Raw genomic sequence first — 23,751 nt, 5'->3', positions numbered from 1 at the left:
TCATCGTTGCATTGAGTTTAAATTTTTTGATTGCCAACATTCCGAAGAACAGAAGACAATTTCGAATAACTCAACACCTGTGAATGTCCACACAGATTTCTTGTTTAGATTGTTAAAGAACGTTGCTAGCATGAACATCTTTCGATTTTTCATTCAGCGGCCGTTGACGCTAGGTCGTTGGCTTGGGGTGCGTATTCTACGCTTTCCCGTGTTGGCGTCAAGTGTTTTTTCAAACTTTCTTTTCACCTTGAACTCAATGTTTTGAAGCACTTAATTCAATCTGACTGGCTAACCGCTTGCGCTGTCTGCCGTGTCAGTGGATGCGCATTATAGGCACCACACGTTTTTGCGCAAGGCCTTTTTTATGGCTTTTAGTAAAAAAGTAATCAACTGGATACTAATCAAACAAGACGGTATTAAAAATAAACAACCACGTTCGATTTTGCTTAATTAAACTCCAGTTAATATACAGAAGCGCATTAACGAATATAAAACTGGATAAGAATTATAGTACATATTTACTATTTCAATAAAAAAGACGTGATTTAATGAATACATTGGCGAATAACAACGATTACCTCAGCTACCTATATAGTAGATGAACTAATTACGTAAACTCTACAGTTAGATGCTATTGAAGAAAATCACTCTATCGTTAACTTTCATTTTTCTCGTTGCTACTATCAGTACTATTGATGTCATCGATGGTCGAGTGTTGTTGTGTCTCTGTTTTATTCAATTCACCGCCAACGATGTGGGCCACTTTTAACTTCTTAATAGCGTTAATAGTGATAACAGGTCCAGATAGTGCATATATGTAGAAACCAAGACAAAGAATAATTGCTGGTTCTACAGAAATAATAACGAACACACCTACGAGCAATAACATCACCACGAAATTTACTTTCCCTCGCCAATCGACTTCCTTAAAGGAGTGATAGCGAAAGTTACTGACCATGAGTAGTCCTGTTAAGGCAGTAATCAATGCAGCAAGGTAATTTATATTGGTAGGGTCAAGCTCATATTTAGAACCACTCCAAATACTTCCAGCGATTAAGGCTGCTGCAGCGGGACTAGCTAGACCTTGAAAATAACGTTTATCGGCAACACCAACTTGGGTATTGAAACGAGCTAATCTCAATGCCGCGCAAGCGCAATAAATAAAAGCCGCTAACCAACCTATTTTACCTAAGTCTTGTAATGCCCAATTGTAAGCAAGGATGGCTGGAGCCATGCCAAAAGAAACCATATCGGCCAAACTATCATATTCAGCGCCAAAATCACTTTGAGTATTGGTTAATCTTGCGACTCTGCCATCGAGTCCATCGCAAATCATAGCAATAAAGATAGCGATTGCCGCTGACTCGAAGTGACCGTTCATTGATGAAATGACAGCATAAAAACCAGAGAACAGCCCTGCTGTAGTAAATAAGTTGGGTAATAAGTAAATACCTTTATTTTTTACTGGGTGATTAGGTGAATTTTGCATACACTTTACACATTATCGTTTTAGTTGTTGGATTTATACTCAAAGATAGCATATTTTGAAACATTCAAGCATGTCGTCAATTAGCTCTGGGATACTCACATGGGAATTATGCGTTTAGTTTTTGGCTTAGCTACTTTTGCATTTAGTGCATGCTTATATGCCGCGACGATTTACACTTGGGTGGATGATGCTGGGGTTGTGCATTACAGTCAGCAACAACCTTTAAATGTAGATGCTAGCAAGATTTATAGTGAAGATGTGGAACCCGCTAAAATTGGCACTTACACACCACAAAAAAAAACCGCTGTTAACGCGGAGTCTGAATTAGAAACGTCAGCAAAGATCATTAATGAAAAAGACAAACAACAAGCCAAAGACATCTGTAAAAGTGCTAAGCACAGCCTTAGTGTGTTGAAGACTCACAGCAAATTAAATCAACAAGACAAAGCTACTGGTGAAACTGTCGCCATGACAGAAGAACAGAGGCAAGCTGCTATTGCTGAAAACACCGAGCGAGTCAGGTTATTTTGTCAAAGCAAGTAATAAAAAAGGGAGCTAATGCTCCCTTTGTTCAAATAACTTCAGCTAATAATGCGGTATAACATTATTGATTGAAAGCTAGCTTGCCATCTTCTACTACAACTTTAATCATTTTACCTGGCAATAATTGGCCTCGAAGTAATTTTTGGGCTAAAGGATTCTCCACTTCTTGTTGCAATGCTCGTTTTAAAGGCCTTGCACCATAAACAGGATCGAATCCAGCTTCGGCAATTAATGATAAAGCGGTATCAGACAACTCAATATCAAACTCTTTCTCAATAAGACGCTTGCGCAACAATTCAAATTGAATGCTGGCAATGTGTTTGATATTTTCTGCATCTAAGGGATGGAATACCACAGACTCATCAATTCGATTCAAAAACTCTGGACGGAAGCTTTGTGTCACAACATTCATGACCCCAGCTTTCATCTCTTCATAACTCGTATGACCAAAGCCCTCTTGGATAATATCTGATCCAAGGTTAGAGGTCATGATGATTACCGTGTTTTTAAAATCAACCGTTCTGCCTTGACCATCTGTTAAACGGCCATCATCTAATACTTGCAACAACACGTTAAATACATCTGGATGTGCCTTCTCAACTTCGTCTAACAAAATCACTGAGTAAGGCTTACGGCGAACCGCTTCAGTTAAATAACCACCTTCTTCATAACCCACATATCCTGGAGGGGCACCAACTAAACGCGATACGGTATGTTTTTCCATAAATTCAGACATATCAATGCGCACAAGAGCCGATTCTGAATCAAATAAAAACTTAGCTAGCGATTTACATAATTCAGTTTTACCGACACCAGTAGGCCCGAGGAACAAGAACGAACCGATTGGGCGTTGCGGATCGGCAAGACCGGCGCGGCTACGGCGAATGGCATTAGATACTGCATCCACAGCCTCGTTTTGGCCAATTACACGTTCATGTAATGCGGTTTCCATATGCAATAGTTTTTCACGTTCGCCTTCGAGCATTTTTGAAACAGGTATCCCTGTCGCTTTCGATAGTACTTCTGCAATCTCGACATCAGTCACTTTATTACGTAACAGTGTCATATCTTGCATTTCGGCTTGTGATGCTAAATCCAACTGTTTTTCAAGTTCAGGAATACGCCCATACTGTAATTCAGACATCCGCGTTAAGTCACCAGCACGTCGAGCAACTTCTAAATCCATTCTCGCCTGTTCGAGATCAGCTTTAATATGTTGAGTACCTGCTAATGCTGCTTTCTCGGTATGCCAAATCTCATTCATTTCAGCCGCTTTACTTTCAACATCTCTCAGTTCATGTTGTAAAAACTCAAGACGTTTACGACTGGCTTCGTCTGACTCTTTACTTAACGCTTGTTCTTCCAGCTTAAGCTGAATAGCACGGCGCTCTAATCGATCAAGCACTTCGGGCTTAGAATCAATCTGCATCCTGATACTCGATGCGGCTTCATCAATTAAGTCGATAGCTTTGTCAGGCAGTTTACGGTCTGAAATATAACGATGCGACATGGTTGCAGCTGCAACAATAGCAGGATCAGTTATTTCAACATGATGATGTAATTCGTAACGCTCTTTTAAACCACGTAAAATGGCAATGGTGTCTTCAACGCTCGGTTCATCAACAATTACTTTTTGAAAACGGCGTTCAAGTGCAGCATCTTTCTCAATATATTGACGATATTCATCAAGTGTTGTTGCGCCGACACAATGCAAATCACCACGTGCTAAAGCAGGCTTAAGCATATTACTAGCATCCATTGCGCCCTCGCCCTTACCTGCGCCAACCATGGTATGCAGCTCATCAATAAACAGAATGACCTGACCTTCTTCTTGTGATAGCTCATTTAATACTGCTTTTAAGCGTTCTTCGAACTCACCGCGATATTTGGCTCCCGCAATTAACGACCCCATGTCTAATGACAATACCCGTTTATTTTTAATCCCTTCAGGGACTTCACCATTAACAATACGCTGAGCTAAACCTTCAACAATGGCGGTTTTACCGACACCAGGTTCACCAATTAATACCGGATTATTTTTAGTACGGCGTTGTAGCACTTGAATCGTGCGACGAATTTCCTCATCACGACCAATAACAGGGTCTAACTTACCTTGCTCTGCGCGCTCGGTTAAATCTACGGTAAATTTTTTCAATGCTTGGCGTTGATCTTCAGCATTGGGATCATCAACTTTCTGCCCGCCACGCATGTCTTCAATGGTTTTTTCCATTAACTCTTTGCTTGCACCAGAATCTTTTAATGCTTTGGCAAGGGGGTCATTATTTTCCAATGCAGCCAAGACAAACAATTCAGATGAAATGTATTTGTCTTTGCGCTTTTGCGCTAACTTATCGCATAGGTTTAGTAAACGAATTAACCCTTGTGATAACTGAACATCACCACCAGTACCTTCAACTTGTGGAAAACGCTCCAACTCTTGGCTAACCGCAGAGCGAAGCGCGCTAACACGAATGCCCGCTTGCGTAAGTAAAGAATGGATAGAACCAGAATCTTGATTTAACAGCGCCATCATTAAATGAATAGGTTCAATAAATTGATGATCGCGTCCCAATGCTAATGATTGGGCATCAGAAATGGCAATTTGAAACTTATTAGTCATACGATCGAGTCTCATACAACCTCCTAGGATCTGATACATGTGGAATGGGAAATTAATTCAGAAATGAATAATTTGTTAACTTAAAGATGGGGGCATTTAATGTAAACTCAAGGTTAAAACTTAATCTGGATCAAAAAATTGTTGATTTTTTATACTTGAAAGTTGTTACCAATAATAACTTAAGATTTTAGCCAAATGAGAGAAGCCATTCGTCCAGTTTGCTTGTCACGACGGTAAGAAAAGTAATCAGGTTCAGAAAAGGTACACACATCTGCGCTATAAGTTTGAGTAACGCCTGCTGTAGATAAACGCAACTTAGCTAAGCCGACTAAATCAGCTAAATATTTAGCATTATATTGGATAAAATGAGTTGCCGCTTGCGGATTTTTATTGATAAAAGCATCACGAACATCAGGACCAACTTCAAATGCACAAGGACCAATTGCAGGACCTAAGTATGCGATTAATGTTGACGGTGGTGAATGAAACATCGCCAATGCTTGCTCGATGACGCCCTCACACAAACCGCGCCACCCGGCATGAACAGCGGCAACTTCGGTACCTTGTTGATTACATAATAATATTGGTAAGCAATCGGCCGTCATTACTACACATACATGGCCAAACTGATTACTGTAACAGCCATCAGCTAACGCTATAGCACTGCCTGGGATCAATGTTTGTACATCAACAACATTAGTACCATGAACTTGTTCAAGCCAAGTTGGCTCAGCCGGTAATGATAATTGCTGAGTTAATATTGCACGATTAGCGAATACATCTTGAGGCTTATCACCAACATGTAGCCCTAAATTCAAACTATCAAATGGGCTAACGCTGACGCCACCAAAACGATTTGTCATCGCAATGGCAACGTTAGCTGGTATTGGCCAATCGTGCTCAAGCATTATAAATACACTATCGGATTAAGCTCAGTATCGACTCGTAGTGCTTTTGTCAGCTCAACCATGTCATCAGGGATCGGCGCATGCCAAGTCATGATTTCACAGGTAAATGGATGAGCAAGTTCTAAACGCACTGCATGTAAAGCTTGGCGCTTAAAGTTTTTGAGTAATTCAAAAAACTCTGGGCTCGCTGATTTAGGCGGACGAGGACGACCACCATAAACCGGATCGCCAACTAACTCATGACCAATATGCGCCATATGAACACGAATTTGGTGAGTACGACCAGATTCCAGACGCAAACGTAAACGCGTATGAGCTCGGAACTTTTCAGACACACGATAATGAGTCACCGATGGACGACCTCCATGGATAACGGCCATTTGAGTACGTCTAGTTGCGTGACGTTCAATAGGTTCATCAACCGTGCCACCTGCCGTCATAGTGCCTAATACAATCGCTTCATACTCGCGAACAATATCACGCGCCTGTAATGCGGCAACCAAATGTGTTTGTGCTTCAACTGTTTTAGCAACAACCATTAGCCCTGTAGTGTCTTTATCTAAACGATGAACAATACCCGCTCTTGGTACATGTTCAATATCTGGACAATGGTATAATAAAGCATTCATCAACGTACCGTCTGCATTACCAGCGCCAGGATGAACAACTAAACCAGCTTGCTTGTTAATGACAATAATATGGTCGTCTTCATAAATAATATTTAAGTCGATATTTTGCGCTTTAGCACTCACTTCTTCTTCAAGTGTTGCCGTCACTTCTATCAACTGAGACTCGAAAACCTTTTCCCGTGGCTTGTCGACTGTGATACCGTCAATAGTAATTGCACCAGATAGGATCCATTCCTTGATGCGTGTGCGCGAGTAGTCAGGGAACAAACCAGCTAATGCTTGGTCTAATCTCAGACCGGTTTGTGTTGCTGTGATCTCGCTTTTTAGATTAATCTCTTGTGTCATAGGAACCGTACCCCAGTTTAGGGGTCCAAAGTGAATGTGCTATCTGTTACAATCGGATGTTTTCTATTTTACCGTGAAATGGAAAAATTCTTAACAACAACTTAAAAAGAATTGAATTCAAGTATGTATAAAATTGCCAAAGGTGCCGCCCTAGTATTACTTTCACTGGCTATAACAGCCTGTAGTAGCAGTCCAGAAGACGATGATGTTGCCAGTAAAGCATCACCTGATGTCCTGTATTCTCAAGCAAGAACGTCAATGGAATTAGGTAATTACTCTAAAGCCGTTCGTTCACTTGAAGCATTGGACTCTCGTTTTCCATTTGGTCCGCACAAAACTCAAGTTCAATTAGACTTGATTTATGCGTATTACAAAATGGATGATGCTGCCTCAGGACTTGCCAATATTGATCGCTTTTTACGCCTCAATCCAACACATCCTAATATAGATTACGTCTATTATATGCGTGGTTTAACGAATATGCAGGCAGATAATTACTTATTTCACGATTTAATGAATATTGATCGTACCGATCGTGATCCTAAAAATGCTCAAGATGCATTTAAAGATTTTGATCGATTGATTAAATCGTATCCAAATAGCAAGTATTCTGCCGACGCTCAACAACGCATGCAGTTCTTAAAGAACCGTTTGGCTAAATATTCAATTCAAGTTGCAGAATATTATATCAAAATGAATGCATGGAGTGCAGCTGCTGTTCGTGCTCAATCAGTTATGGAAAAGTTCCCTGGAACACCATCAACTGAACGCGCGTTAGAAATTATGGTTAAAGCGTATGGCGAATTAGGCCAGGAAAAATTACAACAAAACGTTAAAACCGTAATGAAAGCAAACTTTCCAACTAACGAAGTATTATCTAACTAGTCATCATTCAAACTCACGACTATTAATTAATGTTTCGCATTAAACGCTCCTCGGAGCGTTTTTTTATATCTGATTTTTCAATATTGAATAATTGAGTCGCCATTATTCAATATTTTTACTTGTTATGGTTATCACACAAGTAAAACGGCACCATAACACCATTTGCTGTAGCAACCATCATATGAATGAAGTATTTATGACAATATGATACTTAGGCTGAATTACATTCGATACGCCCAAAATACATCCAAACAAATCGATTTTTGATATAAATATTAAAAACAGGTTGACTCAATGGGTCAAAATCCTTTAAATTGCGTCCGTAGCCCGAATAGCTCAGTCGGTAGAGCAGAGGATTGAAAATCCTCGTGTCCCTGGTTCGATTCCGGGTTCGGGCACCATATTTACATTGGTGGCGACAGCGACTAATAGAATAAAGTTATTTCGCGATACATGTTTTGCAGGTGTGGTGGAATTGGTAGACACGTCAGCTTCAGGTGCTGATGCTCGTAAGGGCGTGGAGGTTCAAGTCCTCTCACCTGTACCAAATAACTTTATACGATTTAACAAAAAGGCCTCGCATTGCGAGGCCTTTTTGTTTTTGTTGCTTGTATCACTTTAAAGAGTGTTAAAGCCACATATTATTTAGCTGCTCAGATAACATATTAACTTGATTGCTTCACTGTATCGCTAATAGTTAGTGCATTGACAATAAAATCAGTTGGATGTTAACGCTACAATATCGCTACCTCGTTATGCTCCATCAAACAGTTGGTTCACTGACGAGTCCGTCAACTCGCCAGAAAACCTGCGACAACATAAAACAGTGATTACATGGGCTCAATATAATCCACCATTAGCTGCACAGTTTGATTTCCTCTAAACTCGTTCACATCAAGCTTATAGACCACACGCGCATGTTTAATGCTTGCATCAGGCCATATGGCTAAATCCACATTAAAAGCAATGCCGTCTAACATCGTACTGCCACATTCAGTCTCAAGTAATAATTTTAAGTGTTTTTCACCTACGATACGCTGTTGCACGACCTTGAATACGCCATCAAAGAGCGGCTCTTCAAAGGACTGCCCCCATGGTCCTGCATTTCGTAATAAAAATGCTGTATCAAGCGTCATTAATGGGCTCGATAACTCACCATCAGAGAGCAACTCTCCCGTCAGCTGTTCATAATCTAATACTTCTCTTACCGCATCATCATAAGCTTGCTTAAACTGCTCGAACACATCTGCTTTTAACGATAGCCCTGCTGCCATAGCATGACCACCAAACTTGGTTATCATTCCAGGATAGAGACCATTAATGCGTTCGAGTAAATCTCGCATATGCAGGCCTTTAATCGACCGGGCAGAACCTTTTATCGCACCATCACCGGCATCGGCAAAGGCAATAACCGGCCGATGATAACGATCCTTAATTCGTGAGGCCAAAATGCCAATAACACCTTGATGCCAATCTTCCTGAAAAATGGCGATACCCCACGGCAAATCTTCTTCATTGAGCGACACTTTCGATAAACTCTTTAATGCCTCTTGCTGCATACCCGTTTCAAGTTCGCGGCGCTCTTGGTTTAATCCATCTAATTCGGCTGCCATTCTTCTGGCTAACATAATGTCTTCACACAGTAAGGTTTCAACCCCTAGTGCCATTTCATCTAAACGACCAGCAGCATTGAGCCGAGGTCCAACTGCAAAACCAAAATCAGCAGCAACAATCTTTTCAGGACTCCGCTTAGCCACTTCAAGCAATGCTGTAATGCCAACACGACAGCGGCCACTTCTGACTCGCTGCAAACCAGCATTGACTAGAATACGGTTATTCGTGTCTAGCGACACAACATCTGCGACAGTACCTAAAGCGACAATATCAAGCAATGTGCCCAGATTAGGCTCAGTAATTTGCTGTTGTTGATACCAATTACGCTGCCTTAATTCTGCACGTAAAGCAGACATCAGATAAAACGCTACCCCAACACCGGCAATAGACTTACTGGCAAACTGACAACCGGGCTGATTTGGATTAACAATAACATCAGCATTGGGCAAAGTGCTGCCAGGTAAATGGTGGTCTGTCACGATAACAGTCATTCCCAGCAACTTTGCTGCTGCCACCCCTTCAATTGACGAAATACCATTATCAACGGTAATGAGTACATCTGCATTTTTAGTAAAAGCCACCGCAACAATTTCAGGGCTTAAGCCATAACCATAATCAAACCGATTGGGAATAAGGTAGTCAACATGCTTAGCCCCCATCATTTTCAGCGCCAACATACACACACTAGTCGACGTGGCACCATCAGCATCAAAATCTCCAACAATCAGAATCGATTGCTGCGCAGCAATAGCATCCGCAATAATCACAGCGGCTTCTGCAAGCCCTTTCATGGTATCTGGGCGCAATAACTTACTTAGCACTAATTCGCAGTTATCTTCATTGACGCCACGGCGAGCATAGAGCTGTTTCAGTAATGGTGATAAAGAAGCAGGTAAATGACTATCATCAACCTGAGGGCGACGGACTATTTTATGAGACAAAAGGCAACCTTAAACGGGTAATTAGAGAAAAGAGCATAACAAAAAGGTGAGCCTAAGCTCACCTTGATTTTACGTTTTTAGCACACGCTTTACGACGTTGATTTACTAGTCTGAATTATAAATTCGATTCAATCGTACGTAATAAGTCTGCCGGAGCTTGATAACCAGGTACCATCACACCATTTTCTAAAATCAACGCTGGTGTGCCGTTAACACCGAATGACATACCTAACTTATACTGCGCTGCAATATCAATATCACAACTAGCCGCTTTAACATTGCCACCATTTTTAGCTTCTGTCATCGCTTTTAAAGGATCTTTAGCACACCATACCGCTTGCATCTCGTCTGCATTAGCAGATGGAATGCCCGCACGAGGATAAGCTAAATAACGAATCGTAATACCTAAATCATTATAGCCTTGCATTTGATTATGCAGCTTACGGCAATAACCACAATCTACGTCGGTAAATATTGTGACCACATGCTTTTCGTTTTTCGCTTTGTAAACCAACATCTCATCTTCAAACGGCTTAAGTAACTCTATACGAGGTCCAGCTAAAGCTGCCTCAGTTAAGTTTTTCATGCCTTTATCCATGTCATACAGATTGCCATGAAATAGCTTTGCGCCATCTTTGGTGACGTATAGGACTCCGCGATCTGTTAGTGCTTGATATAAACCATCGACTGGAGATTGTTGAATGAGCATCACGTTGACCCCTAAGGTTTCAGTGAGTTTTTGCTTTAATGCTGATTCATTGGATACATCGGTCGCAGTTGCCGCTGACACAATAGGGGCAATAATAAGGCTGGCAACAAGGGCGAATGCTTTAGTTAACTTCATGGTAATTCCTATATTACACGGGTTCATAATCAATAGACCCGACTTCGTAAGCAAAACTTACAGATTTAATTTCGCTAGCGCAACAAATACTCATTATCTTAAATGTAAGAATTTGAAACCCACACGGATACACAACCCGCTAAGCTAACCGCGTGGATGATGTTGGCTATGTAGTTGCTGTAAGCGTACTTTAGCAACATGTGTATAAATTTGAGTGGTCGATAAATCACTGTGACCGAGTAACAATTGTACCACACGTAAATCTGCGCCATGGTTAAGTAAATGGGTAGCAAAAGCATGGCGTAACGTATGTGGAGATAGATGACATTGAATACCGGCTCTGGCCGCATACAATTTAATTCGATGCCAAAAGGTTTGTCTGGTCATCATTTGCCCACGGCGAGAGGGAAACAAAACATCAGACTGTTTCATACTTAATAGTTCAGCACGAGCAAACTTGATGTACTGCTCAACAGCTGTAATGGCCAGTTCACCTAAAGGGACCAAACGCTCTTTGCCTCCTTTACCCATCACCCTCACTAAACCTTCGCGCAAACTAATCTGCTCCATCGTTAAACTTACCAATTCAGTTACCCGCAGCCCTGTGGCATACAAAAGCTCTAACATGGCTTTATCTCGGTGCTCGATCGGATCATCAATATTTGGCTCTGATAATAAATTGTCTATTTGCGCTTCAGACAATGTATCCGGTAATTGGCGAACGAGCTTAGGTGACTTGATTAAAGCAGTCGGGTCTTGGCTAATTTTCTGCTTAACTAATAAGTAAGCATAAAAACGCCGTAAACTACTGAGAAGTCTCGCTGTACTACTTTTAGCAAATTGCTTATCAAAACGTTCAGCAAGATAATCACGCAGTAAGGCCTGGTCAACTTGCAGTAAATCCTTACCTTTAGTCAAAATGTAACGTTCTGCATTTTGTAAATCTGTACGATAAGATACCAAGGTATTATCACTTAGCCCGTTAGTTGACCATAAATCATCAAGAAACTGGTTAATTAAAGGATCGGGTTGATAAACAGGTTTGGCCAAAGCGGTATCCAATAAATAATAAAAAACGACGTTAGATAATCTATCATAACGTCGTTATATTGCTCTGTTAATTATGATCTATTTAACAATTAAGCATCCGCTTTTTGATCCAGATTTTTGGGTATAAACAAACACACAATTGCCGTTAACGCAGTAGGTAGCAACCAAGCCATCCCCTCTACATGCAGTGGCATAAAGTCTAGGAAGCTCATATCCATGCCTGCCGTTTGTAACCCATCAAAAATACCGAAAAATAATGCCACACTCAGCACGACACGATGCGAAAATGCCGGTCTAGCAAAGCGTTCTGTCAAAAAAGTCACCAATACCAATGCTATCGCAACTGGGTAAATCGTCATTAACACAGGAATACTGATGCTTATTAATTGCGATAAACCTACGTTAGCGACAGTGGCACAAATCACACTTAATAAAACCACCAGCAACTTGTACGATAATCTAGGCATTAATTCATTAAAAAATTCAGAACAAGCGGTGACTAAACCAACCGCAGTCGTTAAGCAAGCAAGCGTCACAACCGTTGACAGCATTAAGGTGCCAATATTGCCAAAATGATGAGTCACATAGTTTGTTAAAATTTGGCCACCATTGTCGGCACCAATAGCAAAATCACCTGCTGAAGCACCAAGATAAAATAACGACACATACACAAATGCTAAACCACCAGCAGCAATAAATGCTGCACGAACTAAATACTTAGTTTGATCGGCCGCATCGTTAACACCTTTTTTGCGCAACAAATCGATGATTAGCATACCAAACATCAATGATGCCAAGGTATCCATGGTGTTATAACCTTCAATAATCCCTTTGGTTAATGGACTATTAATATATTCACCAACCGGCAGGTTCACCTCTGCGCCAGGAAGAATAATCACAGAACTGGCTAATCCCACCAATAGTAGAATCAATACAGGCGTAAGTATTTTACCAACGCTATCGAGTAATTTTCCTGGAAATAAAGATAAAAACATCACAATGGAGAAAAACACCAAAGTATAAATAAGTTGCGCAATACTGAACTCTTTGCCGCCGAGCATCATTAACGCATCGGGATTACTAATAAAAGGTCTTGCGCCAATTTCAAATGCCACCAATGCAGTACGTGGGGCGGCAAATGCTGGGCCAATGATGATATAAATCGCAATGGCTAATGCTGTAGCCGCAAACGCAGGTAATAACGCCATCACTTTACCGTTAGCTTTAGCAACGGCAATTAAGCCTATAAGTGGCATACCCACTGCGGTAATTAAGAAACCGAACATCGCAAAAGACATATTCTCGCCAGCAAGCATGCCAGCAAAAGGTGGGAAAATTAAGTTACCCGCACCTAAAAAAAACGCAAAGGTCATAAACCCTAACCCTAGCGTATCAGTCACACTCATTTTGGTTGTTTGCACTACTAGCCTCGTTTTATTGTTATGTTTTTTAACAAACCTAATTGATTACGCCATAATTAGCTACTGCTGAGCTGAACGAATAATAAATTGTAAAGTTAAAAATACACTTAAAAAATAGTAAACTTTGTTAAGAGAGTAACGAAAATGACTCGTTAACTCAGTATTCAGCGTTACATCCCTGTCAAATAGCCTTAATTAGACTTTTTACTCGATTTAATTCGTAAAAAAGCGCGCAAACTAATACCAAATATCGCCTTAATACTCAAGCTCCAGCCCCCTAAACAATAAAAAAAACCAGTTTAGTTACGATTTATGGCAAGACTTGTGTACATATTCACCACATCTATGATTTTTAAGTTAATTGACCATAACAAAAAGTCAACCATACAGGCTGGAGACAATTAACACGCGACAGTAAAAATCAAAGCAGTTATGATCTTATCCGAGTCGTCCACACAGCCCAAAGAGTAATCAATTATCTATGTCTTTTACGTTTAAACAATTTCATATCGATGATCAACAGTGTGGTATGGCAGTCAGTACTGATGCCGTTTTACTCGGAGCTTGGGCTGAATTAACTCAATCAAGTCATATTTTAGATATCGGTGCAGGAAGTGGTTTACTCAGTTTAATGGCTGCACAACGAAGTCCTCATCACACCAGTATTATTGCAGTAGAAATAGACAATGCTGCAGCAAAGGCTTGCCAATTTAATATTAAGCAAAGCCCTTGGTCAGAGACAGTGCAACTATTTCACGGTGCTATTCAAGACTTCCAACAACGGCACAACAACAATGATGAGCCATTATTCGACCATATTATTTGTAACCCTCCCTACTTTGAACAGGGCACACAAGCGAAAAATAGTGCACGTGCTGACGCCAGACATACTAATACCTTGTCCTTTGCAGAATTACAGAACGTGATTAGCCAATTACTAGCCCCGCAAGGCACGGCAAGTGTTATTTTACCGCTGCAAAGTTTAGCCAGTTTTATCCAACAACTTAACGCTTATGGTCTATTCGTTGCTAAGCAGCTTGATATCATTAGCATTGAGGGAAAGGTAGCTAACCGATCAATATTAGCAATCCAACACGACCCAACAACAGCTGAACCACAAACACTAACCAATCCTGCTGTGGAAACTCAGTATCATCAAATGACGATCCGCGATAAACAAGGGCGATACAGCGAAACGATGATAGATTTATGTCGTCCATTCTACTTAAAGCTTTAGCCTGCTCATTAGGTCAGCTATAATACTCAACTATTTTTCAGCGAGACCAGCGCATGCAATTTGAAGATTTCCAGCTCGACCCTAGCTTATTAGAGTCACTCAAGGCCATGGGACACAACACCCCTACCACTATTCAGCAGCAAACTATTCCATTGGCCATGGATCAGCGGGATATTTTAGCGCGTGCGCCAACCGGCACCGGTAAGACAGCCAGTTTTTTACTGCCTGCTTTACAGCACCTTATTGACTTCCCACGTCGTTTTGAAGGCCAAGCACGCATTTTGGTGCTAACGCCAACACGTGAATTAGCCAGTCAAATTCATCGTTATGCAAGCCATTTAGCCACTGGGCTTGAGCTTAATATCGCCATTATTACTGGTGGTGTGCCATATGGCCCACAAGAAGAAGCACTTGCAGACAATGTTGATTTATTGATCGCCACCCCTGGTCGATTAATGGAATACCTAGATAAAGACAAATTTGACGCCACTGAAGTTGAAATTTTAATTATTGATGAAGCTGACCGTATGCTTGATATGGGTTTCTCATCAGTAGTGCAATCAATTGCCATTGAAGCTCAAGGCCGCAAACAGAACATGCTGTTTTCTGCCACGCTTGAAGGTAATGGGGTTAACCGTTTCGCTCGCGACTTATTAACCGATCCAGTAATGGTCGATGTTGAAGCGCCACGCAGTGAAAAAGCCAAAGTACACCAGTGGGTTCACTTGGCTGACGATCAAGCACATAAATTTGCGTTGTTATGTCATATTCTTCAACAAGAAAATGTTACACGCACCATTGTGTTTGTTAAAACTCGCGAAATGGTTGCCAGCCTTGAAGGTTTATTGCTAAAAGCGAATATCCCATGTGCATTTATGCGTGGCGATATGGAGCAGAAAAAACGCTTCCAAGCACTGGGTCGTTTTTCTAAAGGCGAAGTGAATGTGCTTTTGGCGACAGATGTTGCAGCTCGAGGAATCGATGTTGATGATATTACTCATGTGATTAACTTTGACATGCCACGTTCTGCTGACGCGTATGTTCATCGAATTGGCCGTACTGCGCGTGCGGGCGCAAAAGGAACAGCGATTTCATTAGTTGAAGCGCACGATATGCGTATTGTGTCTAAAATTGAACGTTACATTGAGATCCCACTGAAACGCCGTGTGATTGAAGAACTTCGCCCTAAACACAAAGAAGCTAAAGTGCCTGGTAAGAAAAAAGCCAATGCAAAAGATGCTCGAGTTAAATCGAAAAAATATAAGAAAAAGTAACTTTTAGGCAGACTTATATTACGTCCTAAAATACATTGACCAACTAGTATTAAAGCGAATTACTCTGTAATTCGCTTTTTTTATCCCTAAAGCCTATAAATCATCACTAACTAGACCTAATACCACTGCAAAGTGTCAAGATATGTCAATTTATGCACAAAAAACACCCACCAAGTAAATCAATTCTAAGCCGCTAATTACTATGAATTAAAACGTTAACAGTACATTTCATCCTAGCTCAAACATCTCAAAAATATCCGTTTATTAAGCTTTAATCGTAGAATCATAAAAAACACAAAATTTTGAAACATTTTATTTACATCAAACTATTTAGATAAACGTCATACTCTGTTAATTTAGATGTAATGAGTCATAAAAATGAATCTGAATGAACATGTTAGCCAACGAAGTTAACTGTCTTTAGCATTATTTCAGCATGGATACGCAAAAGAAATGATAAAAATCATACTAAGAAGGTTGTCACCACTCTTGATCATTATTGTATTTGTTGGGTTAGCCCTGGCACTTATTAGCACCCAAGAAGCTCCAGAGCAAAAAGATGAAGCTATCAGTGTACCTATTATTGATGTGCAAACTGTTACGCCGCAAACCTTGTCACTTAACTTACCCTCTTATGGCGTGGTAAATCCCAAATATAAAACTCAGCTTGTCACCGAAGTTCAAGGGCGCATGTTGGGTATTTCAGCCAATTTTGTTGCCGGTGGCGTGGTTAAAAAAGGCGAACAACTGGCTATTATCGAACCATCTGATTACGAAGCTGACCTTATTCAGGCCGAAGCGACTGTCGCTCAAGCAACAGCTGCATTAAATGAAGAAAAAGCCCGCGGTGTAGTGGCTAAAATTGAATTTAAAGACTTTGGCAAAGGCTTACCGCCAGAGCTAGGGTTACGTATTCCACAACTGAAAAAAGAACAAGCCAACGTCAAGTATGCAGAAGCTGCATTAGCACGCGCACAACGTAACTTAGCGCGCACCGTTATTCGCGCGCCATTTGACGGCATAATTAAGGCCCGCAATGTCGACTTAGGCCAATATGTCACGTTAGGCACAAACTTAGGTGAGCTATACGACACCAGTATTGCCGAAATCAGATTGCCGTTAGCAAATGAAGATCTCGCTTATTTAGAGTCTGTCGATAATCCTGAAACCGCAGTGACACTCACAGCATTGCTGGCGGGTAAGCAAGTCTCTTGGCAAGGAAATATAGTGCGCAGCGAAAACGTCATCGACGAACAAACTCGCATGGTATACCTCGTTGCTGAAATTCATGACCCGTATCTGCGCAACAACAAAACCGAAGGTCAGTTACCCTTAAAATACGGCAGCTTTGTTAATGCCGTTATCACAGGCAGAACCGTTAATGATGTAGTAAAGCTACCTCGTCATGTGGTGCGTAATGGTCAGGTTGCCGTAGTGAGTGCAGATAATATTATCGAAATGCGCAAGGTGAACATTATTCGCTCAGACGTTGATACCATTTATATTCAAGGCAGTTTCAAGGCAAATGAGCGCGTATCAACCACTAGCATTAACAGCTTGAATTCAGGACAGGCTATCAAAGTACTGGGTGAAGAAACCAAGACTGAACCAGTCGATACTGACACCCAAGCCGCTACGACTGCAGGTGAATAATAATGGATACTAATAAAGGAATTATCGCCTGGTTTGCCCGCAACAGTGTCGCCGCCAACTTACTGATGGCAGCCTTGCTTATTGGCGGTTTGTTTAGTGCTGTACTGATTAATAAAGAAATATTTCCAACATTTGAATTAAACCTCATCAATATCAATGTGGCCTACCCCGGTGCTGCGCCACAAGAAATTGAAGAAGGGATTAATATAAAAATTGAAGAGGCTATTCAAGACATAAGCGGGATTAAAAAAGTCACTTCTGTTGCCAGTGATAGTGTTGGCTCAGTGACGATTGAAGTCGAAGACGGCTACGAAGTACAGCAAGTTTTAGATGAAGCCAAGCTGCGTATCGATGCTATTGCGACCTTTCCAGATAACATCGAAAAACCCAATATTTACCAAATAAAGCCAGAAAACAATGTCATTTGGGTGTCGGTCTATGGCGACATGACCTTGCATGACATGAAAGAAATGGCGAAGAGTATTCGCGACGACATTACCGATTTACCCGCGGTCACTCGAGCAAAAGTTACTGGTGTTCGTGACTACGAAATAGGCATTGAACTGTCTGAAGACAAATTACGTGAATATGGTATTACGTTTACCCAAGTCGCTTTAGCAGTACAAAACTCATCGATTGATTTACCCGGTGGCTCGATTCGTGCCCAAGACGGTGACATCTTACTACGTACAAAAGGCCAAGCTTATACTGCAGATGACTTTGCTCAAATTGTAGTAGAAACCCGTGCTGATGGCAGCCGGATTATGTTACCGCAAGTGGCCACCATTAATGATGATTTTGAAGAACGTTTAGAGTACACCCGCTTTAACGGCAAACCTGCTGCCGTGATTGAAATTACCAGTATCGACGATCAAAATGCGTTAGATATTTCTTCGCAAGTTAAAGCTTATGTTGCCGAACGTAAAAAGAGCTTACCAAGTAATATTCAACTTGATACCTGGGGTGATTTAACTCACTACCTGCAAGGCCGTTTAAACATGATGTTGTCGAACATGTTTTATGGCGCCCTGCTGGTATTTATTATTTTGGCTTTGTTCTTAGATCTTAAACTCGCTTTTTGGGTCATGATGGGCTTACCGGTGTGCTTTTTGGGCACCATGCTACTGATGCCACTTGAGCCGTTTAACATGTCGATTAACATGCTGACCTTATTCGCGTTTATTCTGGTGCTGGGGATCGTCGTCGACGATGCCATTGTCATCGGCGAAAGTGCCTATACCGAGTTAGAGGAAAACGGACACTCGTTGGATAACGTGGTAAAAGGAGTACAAAAAGTAGCAATGCCAGCCACTTTTGGGGTTCTCACTACCATTGCAGCCTTTATCCCGATGATTATGGTCTCCGGACCCATGGCCATTATTTGGAAATCCATCGGTATGGTGGTGATTTTGTGTTTAGCGTTTTCGCTGATTGAATCAAAACTGATTCTACCCGCGCATTTAGCTCACATGAAAATCAAAAAACGCAGAGCACCGACTCATTTTTTATCGCGGTTTAAATTTTCCCTCAACGAATGGTTACAGCATTTCATTCATAACGTCTATCGTCACTTTTTAGAGCGTTGCATTAAACAACGTTACAGCGTAGTGGCAGTGTTTATTGGGGTACTGATTTTGTCGATTGCGTTAGTGCAAAGTGGCAAAGTGCGTTGGGTTTTCTTTCCTGATATCCCATCCGATTTTATTCAAGTACAACTTGAAATGGAAGAAGGCAGCTCTGAACAAAACACCTTAAAAGTGCTACAACAAGTCGAAGATGCGTTGTACAAGATGAACGCCAAACTTGAAGAACAATATGGTTACCCAATGGTGAAACACAGCTACATTGAGCTTAGCTCACGCAGTAGTGCGTTTGTGTTTACCGAACTGACCAAAGGCGAAGACCGCGAAGTAGACGGCGTCGCAATTGCAGAAGAATGGCGTAAACAACTGCCCGAGTTATTGTCAGTTAAAAAGCTTAACATCAATGCCAGTACCAACGATGCTGGCGGCGACTTATCATTCCGCTTAACGGCAACCGACCTAGGCCAATTGTCTGAAGCGGCCAAAGTGCTTAAAGCTAAATTAGCCACTTATGAAGGCGTTTATGATATTACCGATAACTTCTCATCGGGCTCGCACGAAATTCGTTTAAACATTCGCCCAGAAGCAGAAGCACAAGGACTAACACTGTCTGATTTAGCTCGCCAAGTCCGTTACGGCTTTTATGGTTATGAAGCCCAACGTATTTTACGTAATAAAGAAGAAGTGAAAGTTATGGTGCGTTACCCATTAGAGCAACGCCGTACTGTGGGTGATCTTGAAAACATGCTTATCCGCACTCCGTCAGGCGCGGCGGTACCATTCTCAACAGTAGCAGATATTGAATTAGGCGAGTCATATGCGTCTATTACTCGTGTCGATGGCCGACGAGCTATCACCATTACGGCTAATGTGAATAAAAACAATGTTGAACCATCAAAAGTGATCGCTGAAATTCAGGAAGATTTTTTACCTGAATTAACCGCACGATTCCCTAAAGTGGCTTCAGCATTGGATGGCGGCAGCTTGGATGAACAAAATGCCATGCTAGGGTTAGCGCAAGGCTTCTTTTTTGCCATGTTTACTATTTATGCCTTAATGGCTATTCCATTAAAATCGTACACTCAACCGCTCATTATCATGTCTGTGATCCCGTTCGGCATAATTGGCGCCTTGTTTGGTCACTATATTCTTGGTTTATCTATGAGCGTATTAAGCTTATGCGGAATTGTGGCGCTAGCAGGGGTAGTGGTAAACGACTCGCTTATTTTAGTCGACTTTGTTAACCGAGCTCGTGAAGAAGGTAAGTCGCTAATGCAATCGGCTATCGACTCTGGTTGTTATCGCTTTAGAGCAATTATCTTAACCTCGCTAACCACCTTTGTTGGCTTGGTGCCGATTATTATGGAGAAAAGCTTACAAGCTAAAATTGTCATCCCAATGGCAACATCGTTAGCTTTCGGTATTTTGTTCTCTACCGTAGTAACGTTAATTTTAGTGCCGATTTTGTACATTATTCTTGATGATATAAAACGCCTATTAAGACGATTTTATATTTGGTGGTGGCAACCTAAACCTGCTGAAAGTGAGTTCAGCTCTGACGAGCACCATTAATAGAATTAATCCCGATTGTTAACAAAAAAACAGAGCTAACTTAGCTCTGTTTTTTTTGCAGTAAAATCTGCGAGCTGAGCAACATAGTCACTATTAAAATTCAGCTAAAATGACCGCTATAATCTCCATGAAAGAAAGCCTGACATGACCGACACAACGTTACCAATGCCAACCTCACCTATACCAACATTAGTTTACGATATCGGCAAGCACCGTTATCTCAATATTACTGCTAGGTGCACCTTAAGATGCCAGTTTTGCCCCAAACATAATGGCTCCAAACAAGTGCATGATTATGACTTATCACTCACTAAACGCATTATCGCTGAGGACGTTTTACCCTTGCTAGGCAATGTACATGAGGTTGAAGAATATGTTTTTTGCGGCTTTGGTGAACCGACTTTAAACCTTGACTGCTTACTGCAAGTTGCTCATGCAATAAAAGCGCAAGGCGGCAAAGTGCGATTAAACACTGACGGCCTCGGTAACCACTTTCATAGAAGGAATATTTTGCCAGAGCTCAGTCAATGTATAGACAGTTTGTCTATTTCGCTTAACGCCGATACACCAGAAAGCTATCAACAACATTGCCGCCCTAAGCTTGCCAATTCGTATACTGCATTGCTGGATTTTATTAAGCTTGCACCGAGTTATATCTCCCAAGTTCAAGTGAGTGCCATTAACGGACTCGCTAATGTCGACATTGACCGCTGCCGTGATATAGCAGAACGAAATGGCGTAGTATTTAAACAGCGGGAACTTGATAACATTGGTTAAACAAATAGCGCCTAATCGCAGCTAGACGTTTTCGCGACTGCCGGCTTCATGCTAGTATTGCCACCAAGAGAATGCTAAAAAAGTGGCACCATGTCTAAACACACAGCTGTGAGTTCTTCAAACTCGTTATTAATTTCTTCACAGGCGACTCATTGGTCGCAACAGCACATTCTTTCGCTGTTAAGCCAATTGATTATTTTATTAATTGCGGTGTTTATTGTCACTAGCATGGTGGTCAATTTAGGCGAGCGTCGCCTACAAGAAGATTGGGCAGATCAGCGCTATAGTGAGTTACAAACTGTCGCGTCCTTAGCCTATGACAAAGTGTCATTTTTACAGTTTAGAACCCAAATCATAGCCAAAGGTGAGTTACTGAGACAATACCTGCAAAACCCATCAGAAAAGCTGCAATTAAAAACCATCGAAAACTGGGATTCATTAACTGACAATATTCCAGAACTGCTTGGGCTGGCATTGTTTAACCCTCAAGGGCAACTCCAATTTGCCACTACCGGTAGTTTCAATAACATGCAACTCCCCGCTGCATTATTAGGCTCGGGCAGAAATATGGGCGGCAACGACATTTACACTTCACCAATGGCATTTACGCCGATTGATGGCATCTTAGAACCCTATTTTTATCAGTTATCATGGATTGAAAATCCAGACCAAAGTATTAAAGGCTATTTGGTCACTTACAATTCGATCGTTAAATTACTTGAAACAATAAAACCGGCTTTTTTTAATCAAAATTCACCATTGCTCATGCTAGATACTCAAGGGTTCCTCTATGCAGGAGCCAACCAACCTGCACCACTAGACAATATGCCCGATGCACTAGGCGCAAGTTTAAAGCAATCTTACCCAGAATTGTGGCGAGTGATGGCCATGAATAACTTTGGCCAATTTCACAGCCATGATTCCACTTTCGTGTATTTAAAAGTCGAGTTAACCAGTCAATACGAAACCAAAAGAGAATACTTTCTATTGTCTTATATTCGTCATGACGACATTGCTGCTCGATATGCACAATGGCGAATAGTGATCATTATCGCAGGATGTTTAATCGCTCTGCTCGCCAGTTTACTGATAATACTAAGGCATAGATTTGTACTTGAGCGACGCGCAAAGCAAAATAGCGTTCAATTGAGTAACGGTTTGTTTAACAGCGAATTGAGCTGTTTAATCGTTAACGATAGCGGTCGAATCCAGAGCATAAATGCCAAAGCTGCTGCTGCACTATCTTTACCAGCTGACGTTCTTAAAGACCGCAGCTTGCAACGAGTATTGCATCTTGATGATGAACGCTTTAATCACATTAAAGAGGCGTTAACCCATCATAAACAATGGCATGGTGAGATCAGTTTAGAGACGCTAAATAGTAGTATGCTACAAACACATATTCGCAGTAAAAAGTGCCCTAACAGTAATGAACATTACTGGTTAGTCACATTTGAAGACATTACCGCATTGTTTGAAAGTCAACGCCAAGCCTATCTCTATCAATTAATGAGTAGCGGAGCGGTTGCTATGGCACTCACCGATGCCAGTGGATTAATAATAAAATGTAATAACCAATTTGATCACCTGATGTCTTTACACGGAGACACCAATATTTCGATCACCGAACTACTCGGCGATGAGCTGAAAAATCAATGGCAAAATATTACTGCACAAATTAGCCTACAGGGAGAGTGGACTGCGCAAGTTATGCCATTTAACCATAGTCGTTATGACCATTGTTTAAAAACGACGCTAGCAGGCCAATTGACATTTGAAGGTGATATTGAATACCTTATTTGCACATTTGAAGAGACCACACCAGCGGTGTCGACCCAAAGTAACAGTAACGTCATTGGCCATAGAAGCGCCATAGTGCTTCGTTTAAATGAGCTTGAAAATTACTTTTTCAAGCTCAGCGAACTCACTAAAGAACACTCAAGCTTACTGGTAATGGATATTAACCCAGAAGGAATTTTCAGTAATATGGGTAATATGAGCCAGCTTGAAAAGCGTCAAAAGGACATTGAACTGCAATTATTGATTGAGTTACCGCTTAATTATCAAATAGCACAATGGCAACTCGGAAAGCTCGTCATCTTGCTGACCGAAACAAATGCAAACTCTGCACATCAATATGCGATTAATATGCTTCAAAGTCTTGAAGAAAAGAATTTAGGTGAAGGGATTAACATTGGTATCGCCAGCTACTTGCAGCCACAAAGTTTAGATACATACCTAGCTAACGCTGAAATAGCATTAAAAAGAGCTAAACAATCTGTTGACCAGAACATTTGCCAAGCCTTTACGCGCCCCACGAACAATCAAAGTAATCATTAAACTAACAACCGCCGGTGAAATTGATC

16 protein-coding genes and 2 tRNA genes are annotated in these 23,751 nt (G+C 41.2%); 10 read left to right on the top strand and 8 right to left on the bottom strand.

Features of this window, described 5'->3' with window-relative positions; translation table 11 throughout:
• Nucleotides 1–655: 655 nt before the first annotated feature.
• On the bottom strand, nucleotides 656–1,489 hold the full coding sequence (gene pssA / locus H5181_RS18300) for a CDP-diacylglycerol--serine O-phosphatidyltransferase (protein ID WP_182751699.1): 834 nt from the start codon (nucleotides 1,487–1,489) through the stop codon (nucleotides 656–658).
• Nucleotides 1,490–1,588: 99 nt separating this feature from the next.
• Between pssA and H5181_RS18295 the strand changes: the two genes are divergently transcribed.
• Nucleotides 1,589–2,032: a DUF4124 domain-containing protein gene (locus H5181_RS18295; RefSeq protein ID WP_011636157.1), complete on the top strand. Its 444-nt coding sequence runs from the start codon at nucleotides 1,589–1,591 to the stop codon at nucleotides 2,030–2,032.
• Between the two features lie 61 nt (nucleotides 2,033–2,093).
• Here H5181_RS18295 and clpB read toward each other — a convergent pair whose 3' ends face one another.
• The 3 genes from clpB to rluD all read right to left on the bottom strand — a co-directional run bounded on the left by clpB (nucleotide 2,094) and on the right by rluD (nucleotide 6,534).
• Nucleotides 2,094–4,667: an ATP-dependent chaperone ClpB gene (gene clpB / locus H5181_RS18290; protein ID WP_182751698.1), complete on the bottom strand. Its 2,574-nt coding sequence runs from the start codon at nucleotides 4,665–4,667 to the stop codon at nucleotides 2,094–2,096.
• Nucleotides 4,668–4,831: 164 nt separating this feature from the next.
• Nucleotides 4,832–5,560: a peptidoglycan editing factor PgeF gene (gene pgeF / locus H5181_RS18285; protein ID WP_123777941.1), complete on the bottom strand. Its 729-nt coding sequence runs from the start codon at nucleotides 5,558–5,560 to the stop codon at nucleotides 4,832–4,834.
• Nucleotides 5,560–6,534: a 23S rRNA pseudouridine(1911/1915/1917) synthase RluD gene (rluD, locus tag H5181_RS18280; protein ID WP_059746300.1), complete on the bottom strand. Its 975-nt coding sequence runs from the start codon at nucleotides 6,532–6,534 to the stop codon at nucleotides 5,560–5,562. Before rluD ends, pgeF begins: the two co-directional genes overlap by 1 nt.
• A 123-nt stretch (nucleotides 6,535–6,657) precedes the next feature.
• On the opposite strand from rluD, the gene H5181_RS18275 reads away from it, so the two are divergent.
• The 3 genes from H5181_RS18275 to H5181_RS18265 all read left to right on the top strand — a co-directional run bounded on the left by H5181_RS18275 (nucleotide 6,658) and on the right by H5181_RS18265 (nucleotide 7,966).
• Nucleotides 6,658–7,419 (top strand): outer membrane protein assembly factor BamD, encoded by a 762-nt coding sequence (locus tag H5181_RS18275; RefSeq protein WP_182751696.1) that lies wholly within the window; start codon nucleotides 6,658–6,660, stop codon nucleotides 7,417–7,419.
• Between the two features lie 325 nt (nucleotides 7,420–7,744).
• Nucleotides 7,745–7,820, top strand: a tRNA-Phe gene (locus H5181_RS18270).
• A 59-nt stretch (nucleotides 7,821–7,879) separates the two neighbouring features.
• A tRNA-Leu gene (locus H5181_RS18265) sits at nucleotides 7,880–7,966 on the top strand.
• A gap of 283 nt (nucleotides 7,967–8,249) precedes the next feature.
• Here the strand turns inward: H5181_RS18265 and recJ are convergent.
• The 4 genes from recJ to brnQ form a co-directional block, all read right to left on the bottom strand.
• Nucleotides 8,250–9,974, bottom strand: a complete 1,725-nt coding sequence (recJ, locus tag H5181_RS18260) for a single-stranded-DNA-specific exonuclease RecJ (RefSeq protein ID WP_182751694.1) — start codon at nucleotides 9,972–9,974, stop codon at nucleotides 8,250–8,252.
• A gap of 115 nt (nucleotides 9,975–10,089) precedes the next feature.
• The gene (dsbC, locus tag H5181_RS18255) at nucleotides 10,090–10,818 is read right to left on the bottom strand and encodes a bifunctional protein-disulfide isomerase/oxidoreductase DsbC (RefSeq protein ID WP_041412766.1); all 729 of its coding nucleotides are present in this window, start codon (nucleotides 10,816–10,818) and stop codon (nucleotides 10,090–10,092) included.
• Between the two features lie 144 nt (nucleotides 10,819–10,962).
• A complete protein-coding gene (gene xerD, locus H5181_RS18250) occupies nucleotides 10,963–11,868 on the bottom strand; it encodes a site-specific tyrosine recombinase XerD (protein WP_182751692.1) in 906 nt (301 codons plus the stop codon).
• Nucleotides 11,869–11,957: 89 nt separating this feature from the next.
• Nucleotides 11,958–13,289 (bottom strand): branched-chain amino acid transport system II carrier protein, encoded by a 1,332-nt coding sequence (gene brnQ / locus H5181_RS18245; RefSeq protein WP_041412764.1) that lies wholly within the window; start codon nucleotides 13,287–13,289, stop codon nucleotides 11,958–11,960.
• 481 nt (nucleotides 13,290–13,770) lie between these two features.
• Here brnQ and H5181_RS18240 point away from each other — a divergent pair, with 481 nt between their 5' ends.
• The 6 genes from H5181_RS18240 to H5181_RS18215 all read left to right on the top strand — a co-directional run bounded on the left by H5181_RS18240 (nucleotide 13,771) and on the right by H5181_RS18215 (nucleotide 23,725).
• Nucleotides 13,771–14,526, top strand: coding sequence for a tRNA1(Val) (adenine(37)-N6)-methyltransferase (locus tag H5181_RS18240; protein ID WP_123777943.1), 756 nt, complete (start codon nucleotides 13,771–13,773; stop codon nucleotides 14,524–14,526).
• Between the two features lie 53 nt (nucleotides 14,527–14,579).
• Nucleotides 14,580–15,800 carry an ATP-dependent RNA helicase SrmB gene (srmB, locus tag H5181_RS18235; RefSeq protein WP_011636147.1) on the top strand — a complete coding sequence of 407 codons (1,221 nt, stop codon included), beginning with the start codon at nucleotides 14,580–14,582 and terminating at the stop codon, nucleotides 15,798–15,800.
• Nucleotides 15,801–16,253: 453 nt separating this feature from the next.
• Entirely contained in the window at nucleotides 16,254–17,453 is a 1,200-nt protein-coding gene (locus tag H5181_RS18230; protein WP_123777944.1) for an efflux RND transporter periplasmic adaptor subunit, read from the top strand.
• A gap of 2 nt (nucleotides 17,454–17,455) precedes the next feature.
• Entirely contained in the window at nucleotides 17,456–20,608 is a 3,153-nt protein-coding gene (locus H5181_RS18225) for an efflux RND transporter permease subunit (protein WP_182751690.1), read from the top strand.
• Nucleotides 20,609–20,752: 144 nt separating this feature from the next.
• The gene (locus H5181_RS18220; protein WP_182751688.1) at nucleotides 20,753–21,385 is read left to right on the top strand and encodes a TatD family nuclease-associated radical SAM protein; all 633 of its coding nucleotides are present in this window, start codon (nucleotides 20,753–20,755) and stop codon (nucleotides 21,383–21,385) included.
• Between the two features lie 90 nt (nucleotides 21,386–21,475).
• Nucleotides 21,476–23,725 (top strand): PAS domain-containing protein, encoded by a 2,250-nt coding sequence (locus H5181_RS18215; protein ID WP_011636143.1) that lies wholly within the window; start codon nucleotides 21,476–21,478, stop codon nucleotides 23,723–23,725.
• The last annotated feature ends 26 nt before the right edge of the window (nucleotides 23,726–23,751 follow it).

Origin of the sequence: Shewanella sp. SG44-2 (genome assembly GCF_014164215.1) — a bacterium.
In the GTDB taxonomy this organism is placed as follows: domain Bacteria; phylum Pseudomonadota; class Gammaproteobacteria; order Enterobacterales; family Shewanellaceae; genus Shewanella; species Shewanella frigidimarina.
Note: the sequence above shows the minus strand (reverse complement) of the source record. Positions and strands in the feature narration are given on the sequence as shown.